At 33.0% G+C, this 17,804-nt stretch carries 14 protein-coding genes; 8 read left to right on the plus strand and 6 right to left on the minus strand.

The features are described 5' to 3' along the window. The 8 genes from KO515_RS12235 to KO515_RS12270 form a co-directional block, all read left to right on the plus strand. Positions 1–802, plus strand: an 802-nt coding sequence (locus KO515_RS12235) for a replicative DNA helicase (protein ID WP_215936636.1), incomplete at its 5' end; no start/stop codon positions are given. Positions 803–870: 68 nt separating this feature from the next. Further along, positions 871–1,905: an AI-2E family transporter gene (locus KO515_RS12240; RefSeq protein WP_215936637.1), complete on the plus strand. Its 1,035-nt coding sequence runs from the start codon at positions 871–873 to the stop codon at positions 1,903–1,905. Between the two features lie 343 nt (positions 1,906–2,248). After that, on the plus strand, positions 2,249–3,433 hold the full coding sequence (locus KO515_RS12245; RefSeq protein ID WP_436800011.1) for an asparagine synthetase B: 1,185 nt from the start codon (positions 2,249–2,251) through the stop codon (positions 3,431–3,433). A 1-nt stretch (position 3,434) separates the two neighbouring features. Beyond that, on the plus strand, positions 3,435–5,135 hold the full coding sequence (locus KO515_RS12250; RefSeq protein WP_215936639.1) for a tetratricopeptide repeat-containing sensor histidine kinase: 1,701 nt from the start codon (positions 3,435–3,437) through the stop codon (positions 5,133–5,135). Continuing rightward, complete coding sequence (locus KO515_RS12255; RefSeq protein ID WP_215936640.1) at positions 5,128–5,796, plus strand: LytR/AlgR family response regulator transcription factor; 669 nt, start codon at positions 5,128–5,130, stop codon at positions 5,794–5,796. Before KO515_RS12250 ends, KO515_RS12255 begins: the two co-directional genes overlap by 8 nt. A 347-nt stretch (positions 5,797–6,143) precedes the next feature. Further along, entirely contained in the window at positions 6,144–8,864 is a 2,721-nt protein-coding gene (locus KO515_RS12260) for a LamG-like jellyroll fold domain-containing protein (protein ID WP_215936641.1), read from the plus strand. A gap of 460 nt (positions 8,865–9,324) precedes the next feature. Further along, positions 9,325–9,603, plus strand: coding sequence for an EF-hand domain-containing protein (locus tag KO515_RS12265; protein ID WP_215936642.1), 279 nt, complete (start codon positions 9,325–9,327; stop codon positions 9,601–9,603). Between the two features lie 16 nt (positions 9,604–9,619). Further along, positions 9,620–10,042 (plus strand): secondary thiamine-phosphate synthase enzyme YjbQ, encoded by a 423-nt coding sequence (locus KO515_RS12270; protein ID WP_215936643.1) that lies wholly within the window; start codon positions 9,620–9,622, stop codon positions 10,040–10,042. Here KO515_RS12270 and KO515_RS12275 read toward each other — a convergent pair. The 6 genes from KO515_RS12275 to thrS form a co-directional block, all read right to left on the minus strand. Next, entirely contained in the window at positions 10,022–10,819 is a 798-nt protein-coding gene (locus KO515_RS12275; RefSeq protein ID WP_215936644.1) for an HAD family hydrolase, read from the minus strand. The genes KO515_RS12270 and KO515_RS12275 overlap by 21 nt on opposite strands. 86 nt (positions 10,820–10,905) lie before the next feature. After that, positions 10,906–14,163 (minus strand): amidohydrolase family protein, encoded by a 3,258-nt coding sequence (locus tag KO515_RS12280; protein WP_215936645.1) that lies wholly within the window; start codon positions 14,161–14,163, stop codon positions 10,906–10,908. Positions 14,164–14,330: 167 nt separating this feature from the next. Continuing rightward, positions 14,331–14,675, minus strand: coding sequence for a 50S ribosomal protein L20 (rplT, locus tag KO515_RS12285; protein ID WP_178984292.1), 345 nt, complete (start codon positions 14,673–14,675; stop codon positions 14,331–14,333). Between the two features lie 105 nt (positions 14,676–14,780). Further along, complete coding sequence (gene rpmI / locus KO515_RS12290; protein ID WP_215936646.1) at positions 14,781–14,978, minus strand: 50S ribosomal protein L35; 198 nt, start codon at positions 14,976–14,978, stop codon at positions 14,781–14,783. A gap of 58 nt (positions 14,979–15,036) precedes the next feature. Further along, positions 15,037–15,585: a translation initiation factor IF-3 gene (gene infC / locus KO515_RS12295; protein WP_178986876.1), complete on the minus strand. Its 549-nt coding sequence runs from the start codon at positions 15,583–15,585 to the stop codon at positions 15,037–15,039. A 40-nt stretch (positions 15,586–15,625) separates the two neighbouring features. Further along, positions 15,626–17,569: a threonine--tRNA ligase gene (gene thrS / locus KO515_RS12300; RefSeq protein WP_215936647.1), complete on the minus strand. Its 1,944-nt coding sequence runs from the start codon at positions 17,567–17,569 to the stop codon at positions 15,626–15,628. Positions 17,570–17,804: the final 235 nt, after the last annotated feature.

Below are 17,804 nucleotides of genomic sequence, written 5' to 3' on the forward strand. Positions count from 1 at the left end.
TAGTAATATTCCGGTAGCCTTCTTTTCTTTAGAGATGTCATCTGTTCAATTAATAACACGTTTAATTTCTAGTGAAACTGGGCTTTCTTCAGAAAAATTGAGAACAGGTAAATTAGAAAAACACGAATGGGAACAGCTTAACGTTAAAGTAAAAACCTTAGAGCAAGCTCCACTATTTATTGATGATACACCGTCACTTTCTATTTTCGACCTAAGGGCAAAAGCACGTCGTTTAGCGTCGCAATATGGTATTAAGATGATTATGATTGATTACTTGCAGTTAATGACCGCAGGAGGAAGTCAAAAAGGTGGAAATCGTGAACAAGAAATATCGATGATTTCCCGAAACTTAAAAGCTTTAGCAAAAGAATTAAGTGTACCGGTTATTGCCTTATCACAGTTATCGCGTGCGGTAGAAACACGTGGTGGAAGTAAAAGACCATTACTATCAGATTTACGTGAATCTGGTGCGATTGAGCAAGATGCGGATATTGTATCGTTTATCTACAGACCAGAATATTATAAAATTGATGAATGGGATGATGAAGAACGTTCTCCAACTGAAGGACAAGGTGAATTTATCGTAGCGAAACACAGAAATGGTGGTTTAGAAAATATACGATTGAAGTTTATCGGTCACTTAGGTAAGTTTGATAATTTAGATGACTTTGACACCCCTTTTGGTGCAGAGTTTCATTCTAAGATGAACGATGCCGCTAACGATAATACGTTTTCACCTGATAAGTTTCCATCGGCATCAGATGCTTTTGGAGGACCCGAAGATGATGGAGTACCATTTTAAGTAATTTATAGAAATGAAAAGTGTATTTTGACGTATCTTTGAATGCTTAGTTAAAAGAAATTTGCCTCATGTTAGAACAAAGACGTACAACAAATGTATTGTTGCTAATTATTGTAATTCCTTTAGTATTTTATTTACTAAAGATCTTGTCCTTCATATTTATACCATTGATTTTTTCAATGTTTATTGCTTTATTGTTTTTGCCATTAATGCGCTGGTTAGGACGACGAAATTTTCCAAAAGTAGTAAGTATAATTATCGTTTTATTACTAGTTACCGTTGGGCTTAAATTAGGTGTTGAACTCGTGCAACTATCGAGTAAGGAAATTTTAGCAAATAATACAGAGTTTTTAGCTAAGGCTGAACTAAAAATAGCCGATTTAAAAGTCTATTTATTAGATAATTTCGGAATTGAGTTCGAACAAGAACACGGCTTTTTAGGACAGTTTTTTCAAAAGGAAAATTTAGGCTCCACACTAGGATTTTTAAATTCTTTTTTAACCGGTTTATTAATGACCGTCTTCTTTGTAGTACTTTGGTTAGCAGAATCGATTAATGTCCATAAGTTACTTAATAGTACAATACTAAAAAGAAAGCATACGTCGGTTAAAACCTTTATGAAGATTGAAAAAGATCTTATAAAATTTATTAAAGTGAAGGTGTTGGTTAGTGCTTTAACTGGACTATTTACAGGACTAATGTGCGTATTTTTTGATGTGAGTTTCCCAATTTTTTGGGGACTATTTGCCTTTGCTATTAATTTTGTTCAAATGGTAGGTTCCTTTATTTCTGTAATATTCTTGTCCATTTTTGCCTTTGTAGAACTAGATCCAACGAGTACATTATTCTTCTTTATTTTTGCAATTTCAATGGTGCAAGTCACCTTTGGTGCAGTTTTAGAACCAATTTTTATGGGGAAATCTTTTTCTATAAATGTGATAGCCGTATTGGTAATGCTGATGTTTTGGGGGTTTCTTTGGGGAATCCCAGGCTTAGTTATGGCGATTCCAATAACTGTTTTTATAAAAATTATTTTAGAACAGTTTGAAGGTACCAAAGTCATAGCGAGCTTACTTTCTGGTAGTCAAACGACGCTAGAGTAAATAGGATATAATACGTTGTCTAATGTCCCTTTTATTATAAGCACGTTATCAAAACAACATGTAGATTTTGGTGTTGGGGCTAAATGAGCTTAGTTTCTCGTGAATATATTTATTAGTTTTTAAGACGTGTTAACTAAAAAAGGACTATTTATCGTCTTTATTGATGTAATATTTTAAGCATTGCATATTACATATAGCTCTTAAAAGAATGATAAATCACGTCTGTAAAGACTAAAAATTAGTTATATTTCGTTCTAAATCTATGAACTTGAAAAAAATAACCTTCATCTTATTGCTTATTCTATGTAGTGCTAATGCTTATGCATCTTATATTCTTATCCCAATGGATGCAGAAACTCAGAGTAATCATTTAAAAGCATATGGAATAACATATTGGACTTTAGACCGTGAGTTAAAAGTAAAATGGCTTCTTAATTATAGAGGTGGATCGTTTTTATTACCAGATGCCGAGATTATTCAGCGTGAATGCCAAATTAGAGGAGTTTCTTTTGAAGTTATTTCAGATGCTAAAGCGGCTCAGATATTAGAAGACATTGCGAGTCCTGCAGTAAATCAAGAAGCTGTGGTGCTAGAAAAAGCACCGAAAATTGCCGTGTACACTCCGACAGGTTTAAAACCATGGGATGATGCTGTAACTATGGTGTTAACTTATGCTGAAATTCCTTATGAAACCATATATGATGAAGAGGTTTTAAATGATGAATTATTACTTTACGATTGGTTACACTTACATCACGAAGATTTTACAGGTCAGTATGGTAAATTTTATAAAGCTTATAGATCTGCAGCTTGGTATATTGAAGATAAAAGAGAAGCTGAAGCCTTAGCCAAACGATTAGGCTACAATAAAGTGTCAGAGGAGAAATCAGCTGTTTCCCTTAAAATTAGAGATTATGTCGTTGGTGGCGGATTTATGTTTGCCATGTGTTCTGCAACTGATAGTTTTGATATTGCCCTTTCTGCGGAAGGAGTTGATATTTGCGAACCTATGTTTGATGGTGATGGTAGTGATCCTGCATATCAGAATAAAATCGATTTCTCTAAAACCTTTGCTTTTAAAGATTATATTTTGGAGCGTAATCCTAATGTTTACGAGTTTTCGTCTATAGATATGACTCAAAAACGACAAATTAATAAGACTGTAGATTATTTTTCTCTTATGGAATATTCTGCAAAATGGGATCCAATTCCATCAATGTTAACTCAAAATCATACCGCATTGGTTAAAGGGTTTATGGGACAAACAACCTCATTTACTAGAGATCAAATAAAATCCAACGTTTTAGTAATGGGCGAAAACAAAACAAATGGAGAAGCCAAATATATACATGGTATTAAAGGAAAAGGGTTCTTTACATTTTATGGTGGTCATGATCCGGAAGATTACACACACAGAGTAGGAGACCCAAAAACCGAATTAGATTTACATCCTACATCTCCAGGGTATCGGCTAATTTTGAATAATGTGTTATTTCCTGCGGCTAAAAAGAAGAAGCAGAAAACCTAATATGAAGTACATAATTATTGCACTATTTTTCTTGTTGACACATGAATCATTTAGTCAAAATAGCGATGTCTTAAATTTTGGAGAAAACTTAATCTCTGAAAACAAATTAGATGAAGCCATTTCTTACTACAAGAAACACCTTGAAACCTCCATAATAAAAGAAGAGGAAATTCATTTATTATTAGGTTTGGCAGAAATCTATAAACTACAACTTAATTACGATACAGCTAATACATATTATGTAAAAGCACTTGAAGCTATTAAAATTTCCAAAAACAAACAGTTAGAATTTTTATACCATGTAAAGATTGCTGAATTTTATAGAAAGAGAATTTTGTTTGCTGAAGCAATATTGCATTTAGATGCTGCTAAATTGATATTAGAAACTCATCAAATTGCTCCTTTATATTTAGCAAAATATTATAGTAGAAAGGCAGCCTTATTTTCAGAGCACTATAATCAACCAGATTCCACACTTTTATATGCTCAAAAATCATTTAAGATCTCGAAAGAACTGAATGACGTAAATGAAATATTTTATGCTATGCTAGAAATTTCGGGAGTTTATGAAAAGAAAAAGGATTTTAAGAAAGCAATAAATTATTTAGAAAATCTTATTGATTATGCTGAAAGCAACTACTTAATTCAGAACAAAGTTGATGCCTATATTAATTATACCAGAGTTTTAATTAGAGATAAGCAATACAATAAAGCATTAAATGAATGCTTAAAAGCTTTAAGCTTTGCTAAAGAAAATGAACTGTTTTATGGTGAAATTTTATTTTTAGATAATATACGAAACGTATATAAACAATTAGGTAATACAGCTAAGGCTTATGAATATTTAGAACTCAGATTAGAACTAACAGATAAATATTACAAAATAGAACACAATAAATTTCTGTTTGAACTCGAGGAGAAGTATAAATTGACAGAAAAAGAAAATCAAATTAAAATTAACACCCTCGAAATTGAAAATAAAAATAAAGCTCTGGCGTCTAATACAGTTATGTTTTATGCTATTATAAGTTTGTTAATAGCTGTTATTATAGTAACCATATTAATTGCTTATGTTCTAAAAGGGTCAAAAAAAAGTAATAAACAATTAAAAATATTATCTAAAGAAAACGAGTTTTTATTAAGCGAAGCCAACCATAGAATTAATAATAATTTACAATTGGTAGTCATTCTTATATCAGATCAATTAAAAAAAGCGTCTACATCAAATAGTTTTCAACTAAAGAGTATATTGACTAAAGTAGAAGCCATTTCAACCTTGCACAAGCATTTATATAAAAACAACGACAAAAAGAAAATAGAAATATCTAATTATTTAAACGATGTTAAACATAGTTTTTTAGATGTATTTAATGACAACAATATTAGCACCAACTTTAAGATAGACACTGTAGAGATTCCATCAGATTATGCAATGTATTTTGGATTATTACTTACAGAATTATCTATAAACTCAATAAAACACGCTTTTAATGATCAAGACATTAAAGCGATTAATGTTGAATTACGTGTAAAAAAAAATCAGCTTAGTTTTATGTATTCAGATAATGGAGCGGTTATTATAACGCAAGATATAAAACCAAAATTGATAGATAAAATCTGTCGTCAACTTAAAATTGAGTATACTATTAATACTGAAAATGGTTTTACATTTTCATTCCAAAAAGACATAAGTAATGCATAACCCTAAAAACACCAAAATACTTATTATTGAAGATGACGTTATTATAGCCGAATACATTTCCGAAATTTTACAAGAAGAACAATTTAAAAATGTAGAAATCGTAAATGATGCCAACACTGCGATGTCAGAGATGAAAACCTTTGTTCCTGATATTATATTAATGGATATTAATTTAAGTGGTAAAAATGAAGGTATAACCTTGTCTAAAAATAAAAATGACAACGCAGCTGTTATATTTATTACAGGTCAGCAAGATTTTGCTTTAATGAGCGAAGCCATAAAAACAAAACCTTACGGTTATTTAACTAAGCCAATAAAGAAAGTCGATTTAATGGCATCCATAAGTATTGTAATTCACAAAAATGAAGATCAAAGCTTTCAGTTTAAAGATGGCTATGATACAGTGAACCTCAAATATACAGACATACGATATTTTGTAGCGGAAGGCAATTATAGTAACATCTATACCACTTCTAAAAAATTTAGTATACGGCAATCGTTGAGTACTATAGCAGACCAATTACCATCACATACATTTGTACGAGCGCATCGATCATTTTTAGTGAATAAGAATAAAGTAGAGCGTATTTCAACCAAAACACTTGAGATAAACAATGTAGAAATTCCATTATCTCGAACGTATGCCAAACATTTTAAATAAATGGAACAGGTTATAGACCCGTTTACTTTGGTGCAGGTTTAAACAAAACAAAAGCAATGATTTACATACAAAGTACTGCATCTCATACCATTCTTAAAGATAAAGAATAGTTTTAACTTTATATTAGTGGTTGAACGGATAACCAACCATTCTTTATAATCTGATTAATAGCAAAAGGCAGCATTTACCACTATGGTAGGTCTGCTTTTTTTTGTTATTTAATAATGTATATGGTAATTTAAATACCATTTACATACAAAGTATTGCGTTTTATCACGATAAAAATGTATTTCATCGATAATTATTTAGATTTGAATGATTATTAATTCAAATTAAATTTATAACCTATGAAACTAAAATTTTACTTATTTGTATTGGGATTCTTATTTCAATTAATGTCTTTTGGACAAACCTTTAATGTTGACGACATTAATTATAATATAACGTCAACCTCAGATCCACTTACTGTTGAAGTATCTGTTAATCACATGTCTTTTTTAGAAAATGTTATCATTCCAGAAACGGTTACTTACGATTCCAATACGTATAAAGTAACTGCTATTGGTGAGTCGGCCTTTGCAGATTCCTATTTTACGTCCATCATTATACCAAATTCGGTTACATCTATAGGAAACTATGCTTTTGTTATGTGTAATAGTTTAGTTTCTGTTACAATTCCTGATTCAGTGATTTCTATAGGAGAATTAGCCTTTGATCATTGCACAAGTTTACAAACAGTTAATATAGGGAACTCAGTAACTTCAATAGGTAATTTTGCTTTTGGAATGTGCCCTAGTTTATCTACAATTATCAATAATAGTACAACCCCTTTAGTAATTAATGAATATGTTTTTAGTAATGATTTCGGATCAGTTGAAGATAGAACTTTGTTTGTCCCTTATAATTCAGTATCAGCTTATCAAAACACATCAGTTTGGCAAGATTTTAATCCAATTCTACCGATTAATGTCTCTGCGACGCATTTAAATTTTGATGGAGTAGATGATTATATTGATTGTGGTAACGTATTACCAGCATCTTACACAAAAGAGGCATGGGTTTATTTGGATGCAATTAATGCTGCAAGTAATATAGTTTCAGGTTCTGATAATTTTGGACAGCATGCCTTGTGGGTACCAAATGGTGTGTTATCTGCTGGCCATAATGGTCTATGGAATGTTGTTGAAGATTCTGATGTATTAGAAATTAATACTTGGTATCATGTGGCTGTGAGTTATGATAGTGCAACGCAAACCTTAAAATTATATAAAGATGGTGTTTTAATAGATACTAATACAAATGTTTTAGCCCCACTTAATGGAAATGAAATTCATATTGGATCATATAATGCTGCAGGTAACGTATTTAATGGTTCTATTGATGAAGTCCGTATATGGAATACAGTAAGAACTGTTGAAGAAATAAATGAAAACAAGAACGCTGAATTACAAGGAGGTGAATCAGATTTAGTTGCGTATTACAATTTTAATCAAGGTTTCGACAACCAAGATAATACCGTAGAAACGACATTAATAGATGGTTCAGAAAACGCAACTCAAGGGACATTACATAATTTTGAATTATTAAGTTCAACTAGTAATTGGTTAGCTGGGTCTCCTTTAAGTACACCTGCCAGTTATTTGAATTTTGGAAATACTAACGATTTTGTAGATTGTGGTAATGATCCTAGTTTACAAATAACAGGCAATACCATTACGTTAGAAGCTTATGTTAAGTTTAATTCTTTTGCCACGGAAGCTTATTTGGGAAATATTATTAATAAAGACCAGGCTTTTGCTTCTTTTAATTCGGGTTATATGTTAAGAGCAGGAGGCAATGGTATTGTTAATTTTGCATTAGGAAATTCTGGATGGAACGAAACAAATTCACCTGAAAACAGTATAAGTTTAAATACTTGGCATCATATAGCAGGTGTTTACGATGGAACCACAGCAAAAATATTTGTTGATGGTGTAGAAGTAGCTTCTCATGAGTTTACAATGACTATTGGTAATGCTAACCGCAATCTTAATATAGGAAAAGATTCACAATTTGATGATCGATTTTTGGACGCTGCTATAGATGACGTTAGAATTTGGAACATTGCAAGAACAGCAGAACAAATAAATAATAGCAAAAATTGTGAATTACAAAGTACAGAAGAGGGTTTAGTAGCTTATTATAAATTTAATCAAGGTTTAAATGCAGATTACAATCCATCTGAAATTCAACTTTTTGATGCTACAGGAAACGGAAATGATGGTATTTTAAATAGTTTTAGTTTATCTGGAACATCCTCAAACTGGTTAAAGGGGTCACCACTAACATCAGGTGTCGTTATACCGGCTGCACCAACGGTTAATACACAAACATTTTGTGGAAGTGCAACCGTAGCGGATTTAGAAGTTGTAGGCACTACATTAACATGGTATAATTCAGAAATAAGTGATACAGCTTTAATCTCCACTGCCGATTTGGAAACAGGAACTTATTATGTTTCAGATTCCAATGTAAATGGTTGTGAAAGCGAAAGAACGTCTGTTAATGTTACTGTTTCAGACATTCCAGAAGTACCAACAGTAACAGCATTGGTAACTTACAGTCAAGGTGATGATGCTAGTGCATTAACAGCAACTTCAGGTGGATTAGACTTAGCTTGGTATGAAGCTGAAACTGGTGGAGTTTCTGATTCAGAAGCACCAACACCTAGTACAGAAACTATTGGTTCAACATCGTATTGGGTAGTTAGTGTTAGTGATGACGGTTGCGAAAGCGTGCGTGTAGAGATTGTTGTTACAATTGAAGAAGTTTTAGGAGTGGGAGATCATAATTTATTGAATGCTGTTAAAGTGCACCCAAACCCAACAGATGGTATAGTTTCTATCATGCTACCAAGTAGTAATGAAGTTAAAATTACAGTGTACGATTTAAATGGTCGTTTACTATTAAATAAAGTAAATACTAGTGATAATTTCAAAATTAATTTAGATAAATATGAAGCAGGGGTCTATGTCTTAAAACTAAAAATGGGCCAAAACGAAACCGTTAAACGAATAATAAAAAAGTAATACAAGTAAATTTGATGTCTAGTTGTAAACAGCGATGCTCTTTTTTGAGTATCGCTGTTTTTTTGTGGTTAATTCAATCTTTTTAATTTTTAAAGAAAAACGTAGAAAATAAAAATAGCAGACCATTCGCATACAATAAACTGCATTTCAAACCTCACTGTTTGTATGTTGTAGATATAGATTTAATTTGGGTGCCTAGAATCATAACATATTTAAAACTTTAAAATTTAAGTGTAATTTTAATAAAAGATTATTAAGTACAATTTAAAGATTGAGTATTAATAATTGCATTTACTCTTTGAAAATAAAACGAGGTTTGGGAAAATTTCGCTAAAGGAGATTAAGAAGTAGGGTTTTTAATCAACTATATAAAAGGTCGTAATTATGCGACCTTTTTTTATTTGATAAAACATCAGAGTTTCAACGTATAATTTCTTATTTTTAATAAAATACAATAGGTATGTTATCAAAAGAAACAATACTCAACAGAATTCAAATTTTAATTACTAATCACTTTAAAACACCAGAGGATGCGTTTAAGTTTTTTGATAAAGATGGAGACGGAAAACTAAACAAAGCTGAAATTGTAAAATTATTGAAAGAAGCTGAAATTACCGGATTTATACGTGGTATGGTGTCTTCAAAATTAATTGAAGGCTATGATAAAGATGGTGATGATCTTATAAATTGGAAAGAATTTAAATCTGCTATTGATGAAATTTCAGATGAATCAAAATAAATAAGCTTATTGAAATATGATTTTTTTTCAAAAGGAAATAAAACTTTCTTCATTTTCTAGAGGTTTTCATTTAATTACTTCAGATATATTAACCGCAATTCCAGAAATTAGTCAAATTAAAATTGGACAATTACAAGTGTTTATTAAACATACTTCCGCGAGTTTAACTATAAACGAGAATGCGGATCCAACGGTTAGATTAGATTTTGAGAGCCATATCAATAAAATGGTACCAGAAAATCAGTCGTATTATAAGCATACATTTGAAGGTGCAGATGATATGCCAGCACATATTAAAGCATCATTAATGGGGACGTCTGTTCAAATTCCAATCACAAATGGTAATTTAAATCTCGGAATTTGGCAAGGTATTTACCTTTGTGAGCACAGAAATAGAGCAGGTGGACGACAGTTAGTGCTAACGGCTTTCGGCAATTAGTGCTTCTAAAACCAATTCCACACCATTATTATCATTAGTTTCTGTTTCAAAATTGGCAATTGCTTTCACATCAGAATGTGCATTTTTCATCGCGTAACTATATTCTGCGCATTTCAACATTTCTAAATCGTTATTGTAATCTCCAAATACCATAGTTTCAGAAGGAGTAATGTTGAGTTGCTTTTGTAAAAAAGTAATTGCGTTTCCTTTATTGGTAATCGCTTCAGAAATATCTACCCAATGATTTCCAGAAACTACTACATTAAGTTCAGGCTTTAGATGTTTTACAAAAGGAAAGATATGTGCTTCAGAATTGGTGGTATGATACAATGCTATTTTAATGACGTCTTCAGTTATGTCTTCAAAAGAATCAATAATGGTATAAACTGAATAATATTCAGAGAACGTTTGGACCAATTCATCAGATGCCCTAAGAATAAAAGCTTGATCCTTGGTACAGAAAATAGGATAGGTGTTTTCAATGCTAGTTACTAATTGATAAAGTTCTAATAATCGATCTGGGTTAAGTAGATTTGAAAGTAGAACATTCTCGTTCTGAATGACTAAACCACCATTTTCAGCAACAATTATAATATCATCTTTTATAGATTGAAGTTTTTCAACAATGCTATAATAAGGCCGTCCACTTGCGGCAACAAATTGAATATTTTGCTGTTTTAAGTCTTTAAATAGTTCGAAGAATCTAGAACTTACGTCGTGATTATAATTTAGTAAAGTACCATCCATATCTGTGACAACCATTTTAACGTCTTTCATAGTGTAATCTTGAGTGTAATCTTGAAAATTTTATTCAAATGTAAAGGAAATAAAAAACCGATTCATAAAAGAATCGGTTTTTGTTTTTAGTGAGAACCAACATGGCAACCACAGGTTTCGCGTGTAAAACTCTGTGAGTCTTCATGCCAAGGAAAGGCTTGATTGTATTTATTGTTTTCCCAATAGAATTCAGTGCGTTCTTTTGGATGATTACCAATTTCATTCATGGTTTCTGTATCGTATAAGCGACCATTAATCATGGTGTAAATTATGCTTTCAGAATTTCTAATATCTTCTAAAGGGTTTTTATCCATAACAATTAAATCGGCTAACTTCCCTTTTTTAAGCGAACCAATGTCGTTACCAGCACCTATATAGTTAGCACTATTAATAGTCGCAGCTTTTAAAGCTTCATGATTAGTCATACCTCCTTGTTGAAGTGACCATAATTCCCAATGTGCTCCAAGTCCTTGTAACTGACCATGCGCTCCAAGATTAACTTTTACACCAGCATCACTAAGAGCTTTTGTAGTTTTAGAAACCAGGATATGTCCGTTTTCATATTCCTCATCAGGCACCATAACACGATGCCTAGAGCGCGAATCGATAATACCTCGAGGTGTGTATTTTAAAAGCTTTTCATTTTCCCATACATTAGTTTTTTGGTACCAATATACTTCGCTATTCATACCTCCGTAATTCACAATCAGTGTTGGTGTATAGCCGACATTGCTGTTACCCCAAAGTTCTAAAACATCTTTATATACAGGTGCCACAGGAATATTGTGTTCTACTCCAGTATGGCCATCCATGACCATGGTGATATTGTGATAAAACGTTGAACCACCTTCGGGAACAACAAAAATACCTTCTTCGCGAGCTGCTTGCAACACTTGTTGACGTTGCTCACGTCTTGGTTGATTGTAACTCTTTACAGATAAGGCTCCAAAAGCCTTTGTTCTTCTAATAGAGGAACGAGCGTCTTCAAGATTATTGATGACAGCTTTAAAATCTCCATCAGCGCCATAGAGAATAAACCCTGTAGAGTAGAGGCGTGGCCCAACAAGTTCTCCTGTTTTTTGTAATTCGGAAAGTGCAAAAATGGTTTCAGTATGTGCAGAGGGATCATGAGATGTTGTCACACCATAAGCCAAATTCGCATAAAATTGCCAGTGCTTTTGCGTGGTTAATCCGTATCTAAAACCACCAATATGTGCATGAGCATCGACCATGCCTGGCATTATTGTTTTTCCTGTAACATCATACACTATGGCATCAGTAGGAATTTTTATGTCTGATGTATTTCCAATAGATTCAATAATATTATTATTAATAATGATAGTACCATTGTCTATAACGTCATCACCTTCCATTGTGATAAGTCGAGCCCCTTTTAAAACAATTCTTCCTGAAGGTTTATCTGTTTTTGCTTCGACATTAATTGTGGTTCCTTTTTCAACAAGCGTTGTATCTTCAGATGCATTAGCCGAAAAATACTGATTTCCTAAGGTCCAATGTATCGTTTTACTGTCTTTAGACCAATGTAAATTGATACCTGCATCTTTTGAAAGTTGGGTTATAGGAACATATTTACTTTTATCGGTTAAATCTAAAGTTTTTCCAGATTTGGGCATAGGCGCTAAATACACTTTGTGTAGATGCACAAAAGCAATCCAATTACTATCCGGACTTGGTACTAAAATATTGCCGTGTTTTGATTTTACAAGTGTACGTTCATCAAAGCCATTGAGGTCAACACTTTTCAATTCTTTAGTTAAAGCGCCAAAAAACTGACCACCATTTTGATATAGGATTCGTGTGTCATCTGCATTAAACATGGGGTAATCTCCTTCTTTTGTTATAAACTTAGTTTTAGTTCCATCACTATTCATAAGGTATAAGCCAGGCTTTTTCGAAAACGTCCGACCTTGTTCATTGTTGCCGCTTTCTTTGCGATAGACAATGTGTTTACCATTATGAGAATATGAAGGATTCCTATAAATACCTTTTTCTGTAGTTAATTTTGTAGGTGTGCCACCAATTGAAGGAATCGAATGGATAGCGCCTAAGTTTTGATCATTCCAAGTCACATAAGCGATTGAATTACCATCGGGTGAGAAGGTCGGTTCAAATTCAAAATCAGTTCCTGTAGTTAATCGCTTGGCTTTACCGTTAGGTAATTTCTGGGTGTATAAATAGCCAAGCGCATTGAATACAATGGTTTTTCCATCTGGTGATGTAGTCGCATGACGAATCACTTTAGCGTCAAAAGTATCTGGTGCTACAGGCGTATCAAATTCTACAGCTTTTGCAATTTTAATAGTGGCATTGGCTTGAAAAGGAATATCAGAAACTTGAAGCGTGTTGATATTGATGTTATTTATTTTTCCACCAGACCAAATCACGATATCTTCATTATTAGGCATCCAATTAAAGTTGGTATAGACTCCGAAAATAGCCCAAGCTTCTTGTTGATCTTTATTTAGTTGATCATAAATAGGCCATTCTTCACCGGTTTCTATATCGTGGATAAATAAAACCGTTTTAGTACGGACTCGTTTTATAAAAGCGAGTTTCTTTCCATCTCTAGAAATTTGAGGACGAGCCGCTCCACCAGGCCCACCTGTAATTCTTGTGGTTTTTCCGGTTTTCATATCATAGCGATTGATGACATAAATTTGACTGTTAGGGTCTTTGTTATATTGAAAATAGCCACCAGGATAGACGTCTTCACTGTAGTACAAATATTTTCCGTCTGGAGAGATGCATGGCTCGTTAACATCTTGTTGATCATTCTTCTTTTTCGTTAATTGAAGACCACTACCGCCAGTTTTATGATACATCCATAATTCACCAGCTCCTAATGAGCGGCCTGAAGTAAAGTGTTTTCTAGTAATGATGTAGTTACCATCAGGTGTCCATATGGCATTGTTTAATAATCTGAAATTTTCTTTGGTGATTTGCTTGGCTTCTGAACCATCAGTGTTCATAACCCATATGTTGTCGCCTCCACCCGCATCACTCGTGAATGAGATGTGTTTACCGTCAGGACTAAATCGTGGTTGAATTTCAAATGCTAAACCTTCTCTTAATAGTTTGGCTTTTCCTCCATGGCTATCCATAATGTAGATGTCTCCTAATAAATCAAAAACAATCGACTTTCCATCAGGACTGACATCAAGATTCATCCAAGTCCCTTCATCGGTTGATAATTTTAGGTCTTTGAAATTCCAGTCACCTTCAGGGTTTGACACATCCCAAGATTTGGTTTTATCTTTATCTTGACTATACGTATTAAAAGTGATAAGTAGAATGAGGGTTGTGATGAGTTGAATACGCTTCATGTTTTTGGATTTAATTGAACGGTAAGTTAAAGATAAAAATTGAAATTAGAGACAACTTTGCGTTTCTGAATATAGGGTTGAATTTAAAGTAGGGGTATAAAAAAACCGATTCAAATGAATGAATCGGTTTTTATAAGCGAAATGTTGTTATTAATTTGGCTAAAAGCCTACTTTACTTTGTTTACTATAGCTTCAAAAGCATCTGGGTGATTCATCGCTAAATCGGCAAGTACCTTACGGTTCAAGTCAATATTATTTGATTTTAATCCTCCCATAAATTTTGAATAGCTCATTCCATGCTGTCTTGCACCTGCGTTAATACGCATAATCCATAACGAACGGAATGTTCTCTTTTTAACTCTACGGTCTCTGTACGAATATTGCATCGCTTTGTCAACCGCATTTTTTGCTACTGTCCAAACGTTTTTACGTCTTCCGAAGTAACCTTTTGCTTGCTTAAGAACCTTTTTTCTTCTGGCTCTCTTCGCTACTGAATTTACTGATCTTGGCATTTCTTTAATTGTTTTTTTGTAGTAGGCGGTCAATACGTTGACACTTGCTAAATAATTTTGCCTAACTCCAGGGTTTATAATTTATTTTAACCGATTAAAACCGTCTTACTTTAAACGTAATAATGTTTTAATATTGTCCTCATCTGCTTTATGTACTAAACCATCATGAGTTAATTTAAGCTTACGCTTTTTAGATTTTTTTGTCAATATATGACTCTTAAAAGCATGCTTTCTTTTAATCTTACCAGTGCCAGTTAGTTTGAAACGTTTCTTAGCACTCGATTTTGTTTTCATTTTAGGCATTTTCTCCTCTTTTTAATTTACGTTTCGCTTATTATTGTTAAGCTGATTTATTCAGCTTCTATTTTTTCTTAGGTGCGATGAACATAATCATACGCTTTCCTTCAAGTTTAGGCATTTGTTCTACCTTTCCATATTCTTCAAGATCTTGGGCTAATTTTAATAATAAAATTTGACCTTGCTCTTTAAAAACAATGGATCGTCCTTTAAAGAATACAAATGCTTTCAATTTCGCTCCGTCTTTTAGGAACTTTTCAGCATGTTTCTTTTTAAACTCGTAATCATGATCATCTGTTTGAGGACCAAAACGAATTTCTTTAACGATTACTTTAGTGGCTTTAGATTTTAAGGTTTTTTCTCGTTTCTTCTGCTCGTAAAGGAATTTTTTATAATCCATAACTTTACAAACAGGAGGGTTCGCATTTGGCGAAATCTCTACGAGATCTAAACCTTGTTCATCGGCTAGGGATAACGCCTGTTTAATGGGATAAACTCCGATTTCAACATTATCTCCGACTAATCTTACTTCTTCAGATCTGATTTTAGAATTTATACGGTGTTTATCTTCTTGAGATACACGTCTTGTAAAATTCTTTCTGTTTCTACGTATTGCTATGGCTTCTGTATTTAAATTAAACTTAATTTTTATATTACTTAAAAGTCTTTAAACTTTTACTAATCTTATCTTTTACAATTTTCACAAAGTCTTCAACATTAATTGTGCCAAGGTCTTCACCACCGTGTTGACGCACAGTTATTGTATTATCCTTTTCTTCTTGTTCACCGACAATAATCATATAAGGAAACTTTTGCATTTCAGCTTCACGAATTTTCTTACCTACAGTTTCATTCCTGTTGTCTGTGAGGGCGCGAATTTCGTCATTTTCTAGCACATTTAAAACTTTTTCGGCGTATTTTTCATATTTCTCACTTATTGAGACAATAATTACTTGCTCTGGCATTAACCAAAGTGGGAAGTTTCCACCCGTATGTTCCAATAATATCGCTATAAAACGTTCCATGCTTCCAAACGGCGCACGGTGAATCATAACAGGTCTGTGCATTTCGTTGTCACTACCTTTATAAGATAAATCAAAGCGTTCTGGTAAATTATAATCAACTTGTATGGTTCCTAATTGCCATTGTCTTCCTAAAGCATCCTTAACCATAAAGTCTAGCTTTGGTCCATAAAAGGCAGCTTCACCAGTTTCAACGACATAATTGAGGCCTTTGTCTATGGCAGCATTTAAAATTGCTTCTTCTGCTTTTTCCCAATTTTCGTCGCTTCCGATATACTTATCCGGATTTTCAGGATCTCGCAAAGATACTTGTGCGGTAAAATTCTCAAATCCTAAAGAACCAAATACGTATAAAACTAAATCTATAACCTCTTTAAATTCTTTATCTAGTTGATCTGGAGTACAGAAAATATGAGCATCATCTTGAGTAAACCCTCTAACACGTGTTAATCCATGTAATTCCCCGCTTTGTTCGTATCTATATACGGTACCGAATTCAGCATAACGTTTTGGTAATTCTTTATATGAAAAAGGTTTTGCATTATAAATTTCACAGTGATGCGGACAGTTCATTGGTTTTAAAAGAAATTCCTCACCTTCCGACGGAGTCGTTATAGGCTGAAAACTATCTGCTCCATACTTAGCATAATGACCAGAGGTTTCATATAGTTCTTTCTGACCAATATGAGGAGTAACCACCATTTCATAACCTGCTTTCTTTTGGGCGGCTTTCAAAAAGTTTTCTAAACGCTCTCTTAAGGCAGCTCCCTTTGGTAACCATAATGGCAAACCTTGTCCTACTCTTTGTGAAAAGGTAAATAGCTCCAGTTCTTTTCCTAGTTTTCTATGATCCCTTTTTTTAGCTTCTTCTAATAATTCAAGGTATTCGGTTAATTCCTTTTGCTTCGGGAATGAAATACCGTAAACTCTAGTTAATTGTTTATTCTTTTCATCACCTTTATAGTAAGCACCAGCAACACTTAAAATCTTAACTGCTTTTATAATGCCTGTATTGGGAATATGGCCACCACGACAGAGGTCTGTAAAAGTAGAATGGTCACAAAAACTAATAGTACCATCTTCTAAGTTGTCAATTAAATCAACTTTATATTCGTTTTTTCCTTCATAATATGATAGCGCTTCAGCTTTAGAAACATCACGCATCTTAAAATCGTGCTTGCCTCTAGCGATTTCTATCATTTTAGTTTCAATAGATTTAAAATCCTTTTCAGAAATAGTACCTTCTTCACCTAAATCAACGTCATAATAAAATCCATTATCTATTGCTGGACCAACCCAAAGTTTTACTCCAGGGTATAATTCTTCTAAGGCTTGAGCTAAAACGTGAGCAGAAGAATGCCAAAATGCTTTTTTTCCTTCATCATCTCTAAAAGTATATAAGGTAAGACTACCGTCTGTGGTTAATGGAGTGGTGGTTTCAATAACTGTATCATTGAATTTTGCTGAAATAACATTACGTGCAAATCCTGCACTAATGTCTACAGCCACTTCATAAGGAGTTACATCTTTTTCGAAAGATCTAACCGAACCATCTGGTAGAGTAATTTGTATCATTATATATAGTATAAATTTTAGCCTACAAAGATATACCTATATAAGGAATAGACAAAGTGAAGTTTCTATAATTATTAATTCGTGTTATTATAGCGTTTCACTTTAGCTTTTAATGAGCAAAAGTGCCGCGTCATCCGCTATATCTTTTTTGTTTAACCCTTAAGTTATAATGATTGCTATCTATATATAGGATTTTGTACCTTATATAAAGAGAATAGAGCAACAAAAAAGGATG

Origin of the sequence: Winogradskyella psychrotolerans, from assembly GCF_018860545.1 — a bacterium.
Taxonomy (GTDB): Bacteria; Bacteroidota; Bacteroidia; order Flavobacteriales; family Flavobacteriaceae; genus Winogradskyella; species Winogradskyella psychrotolerans_A.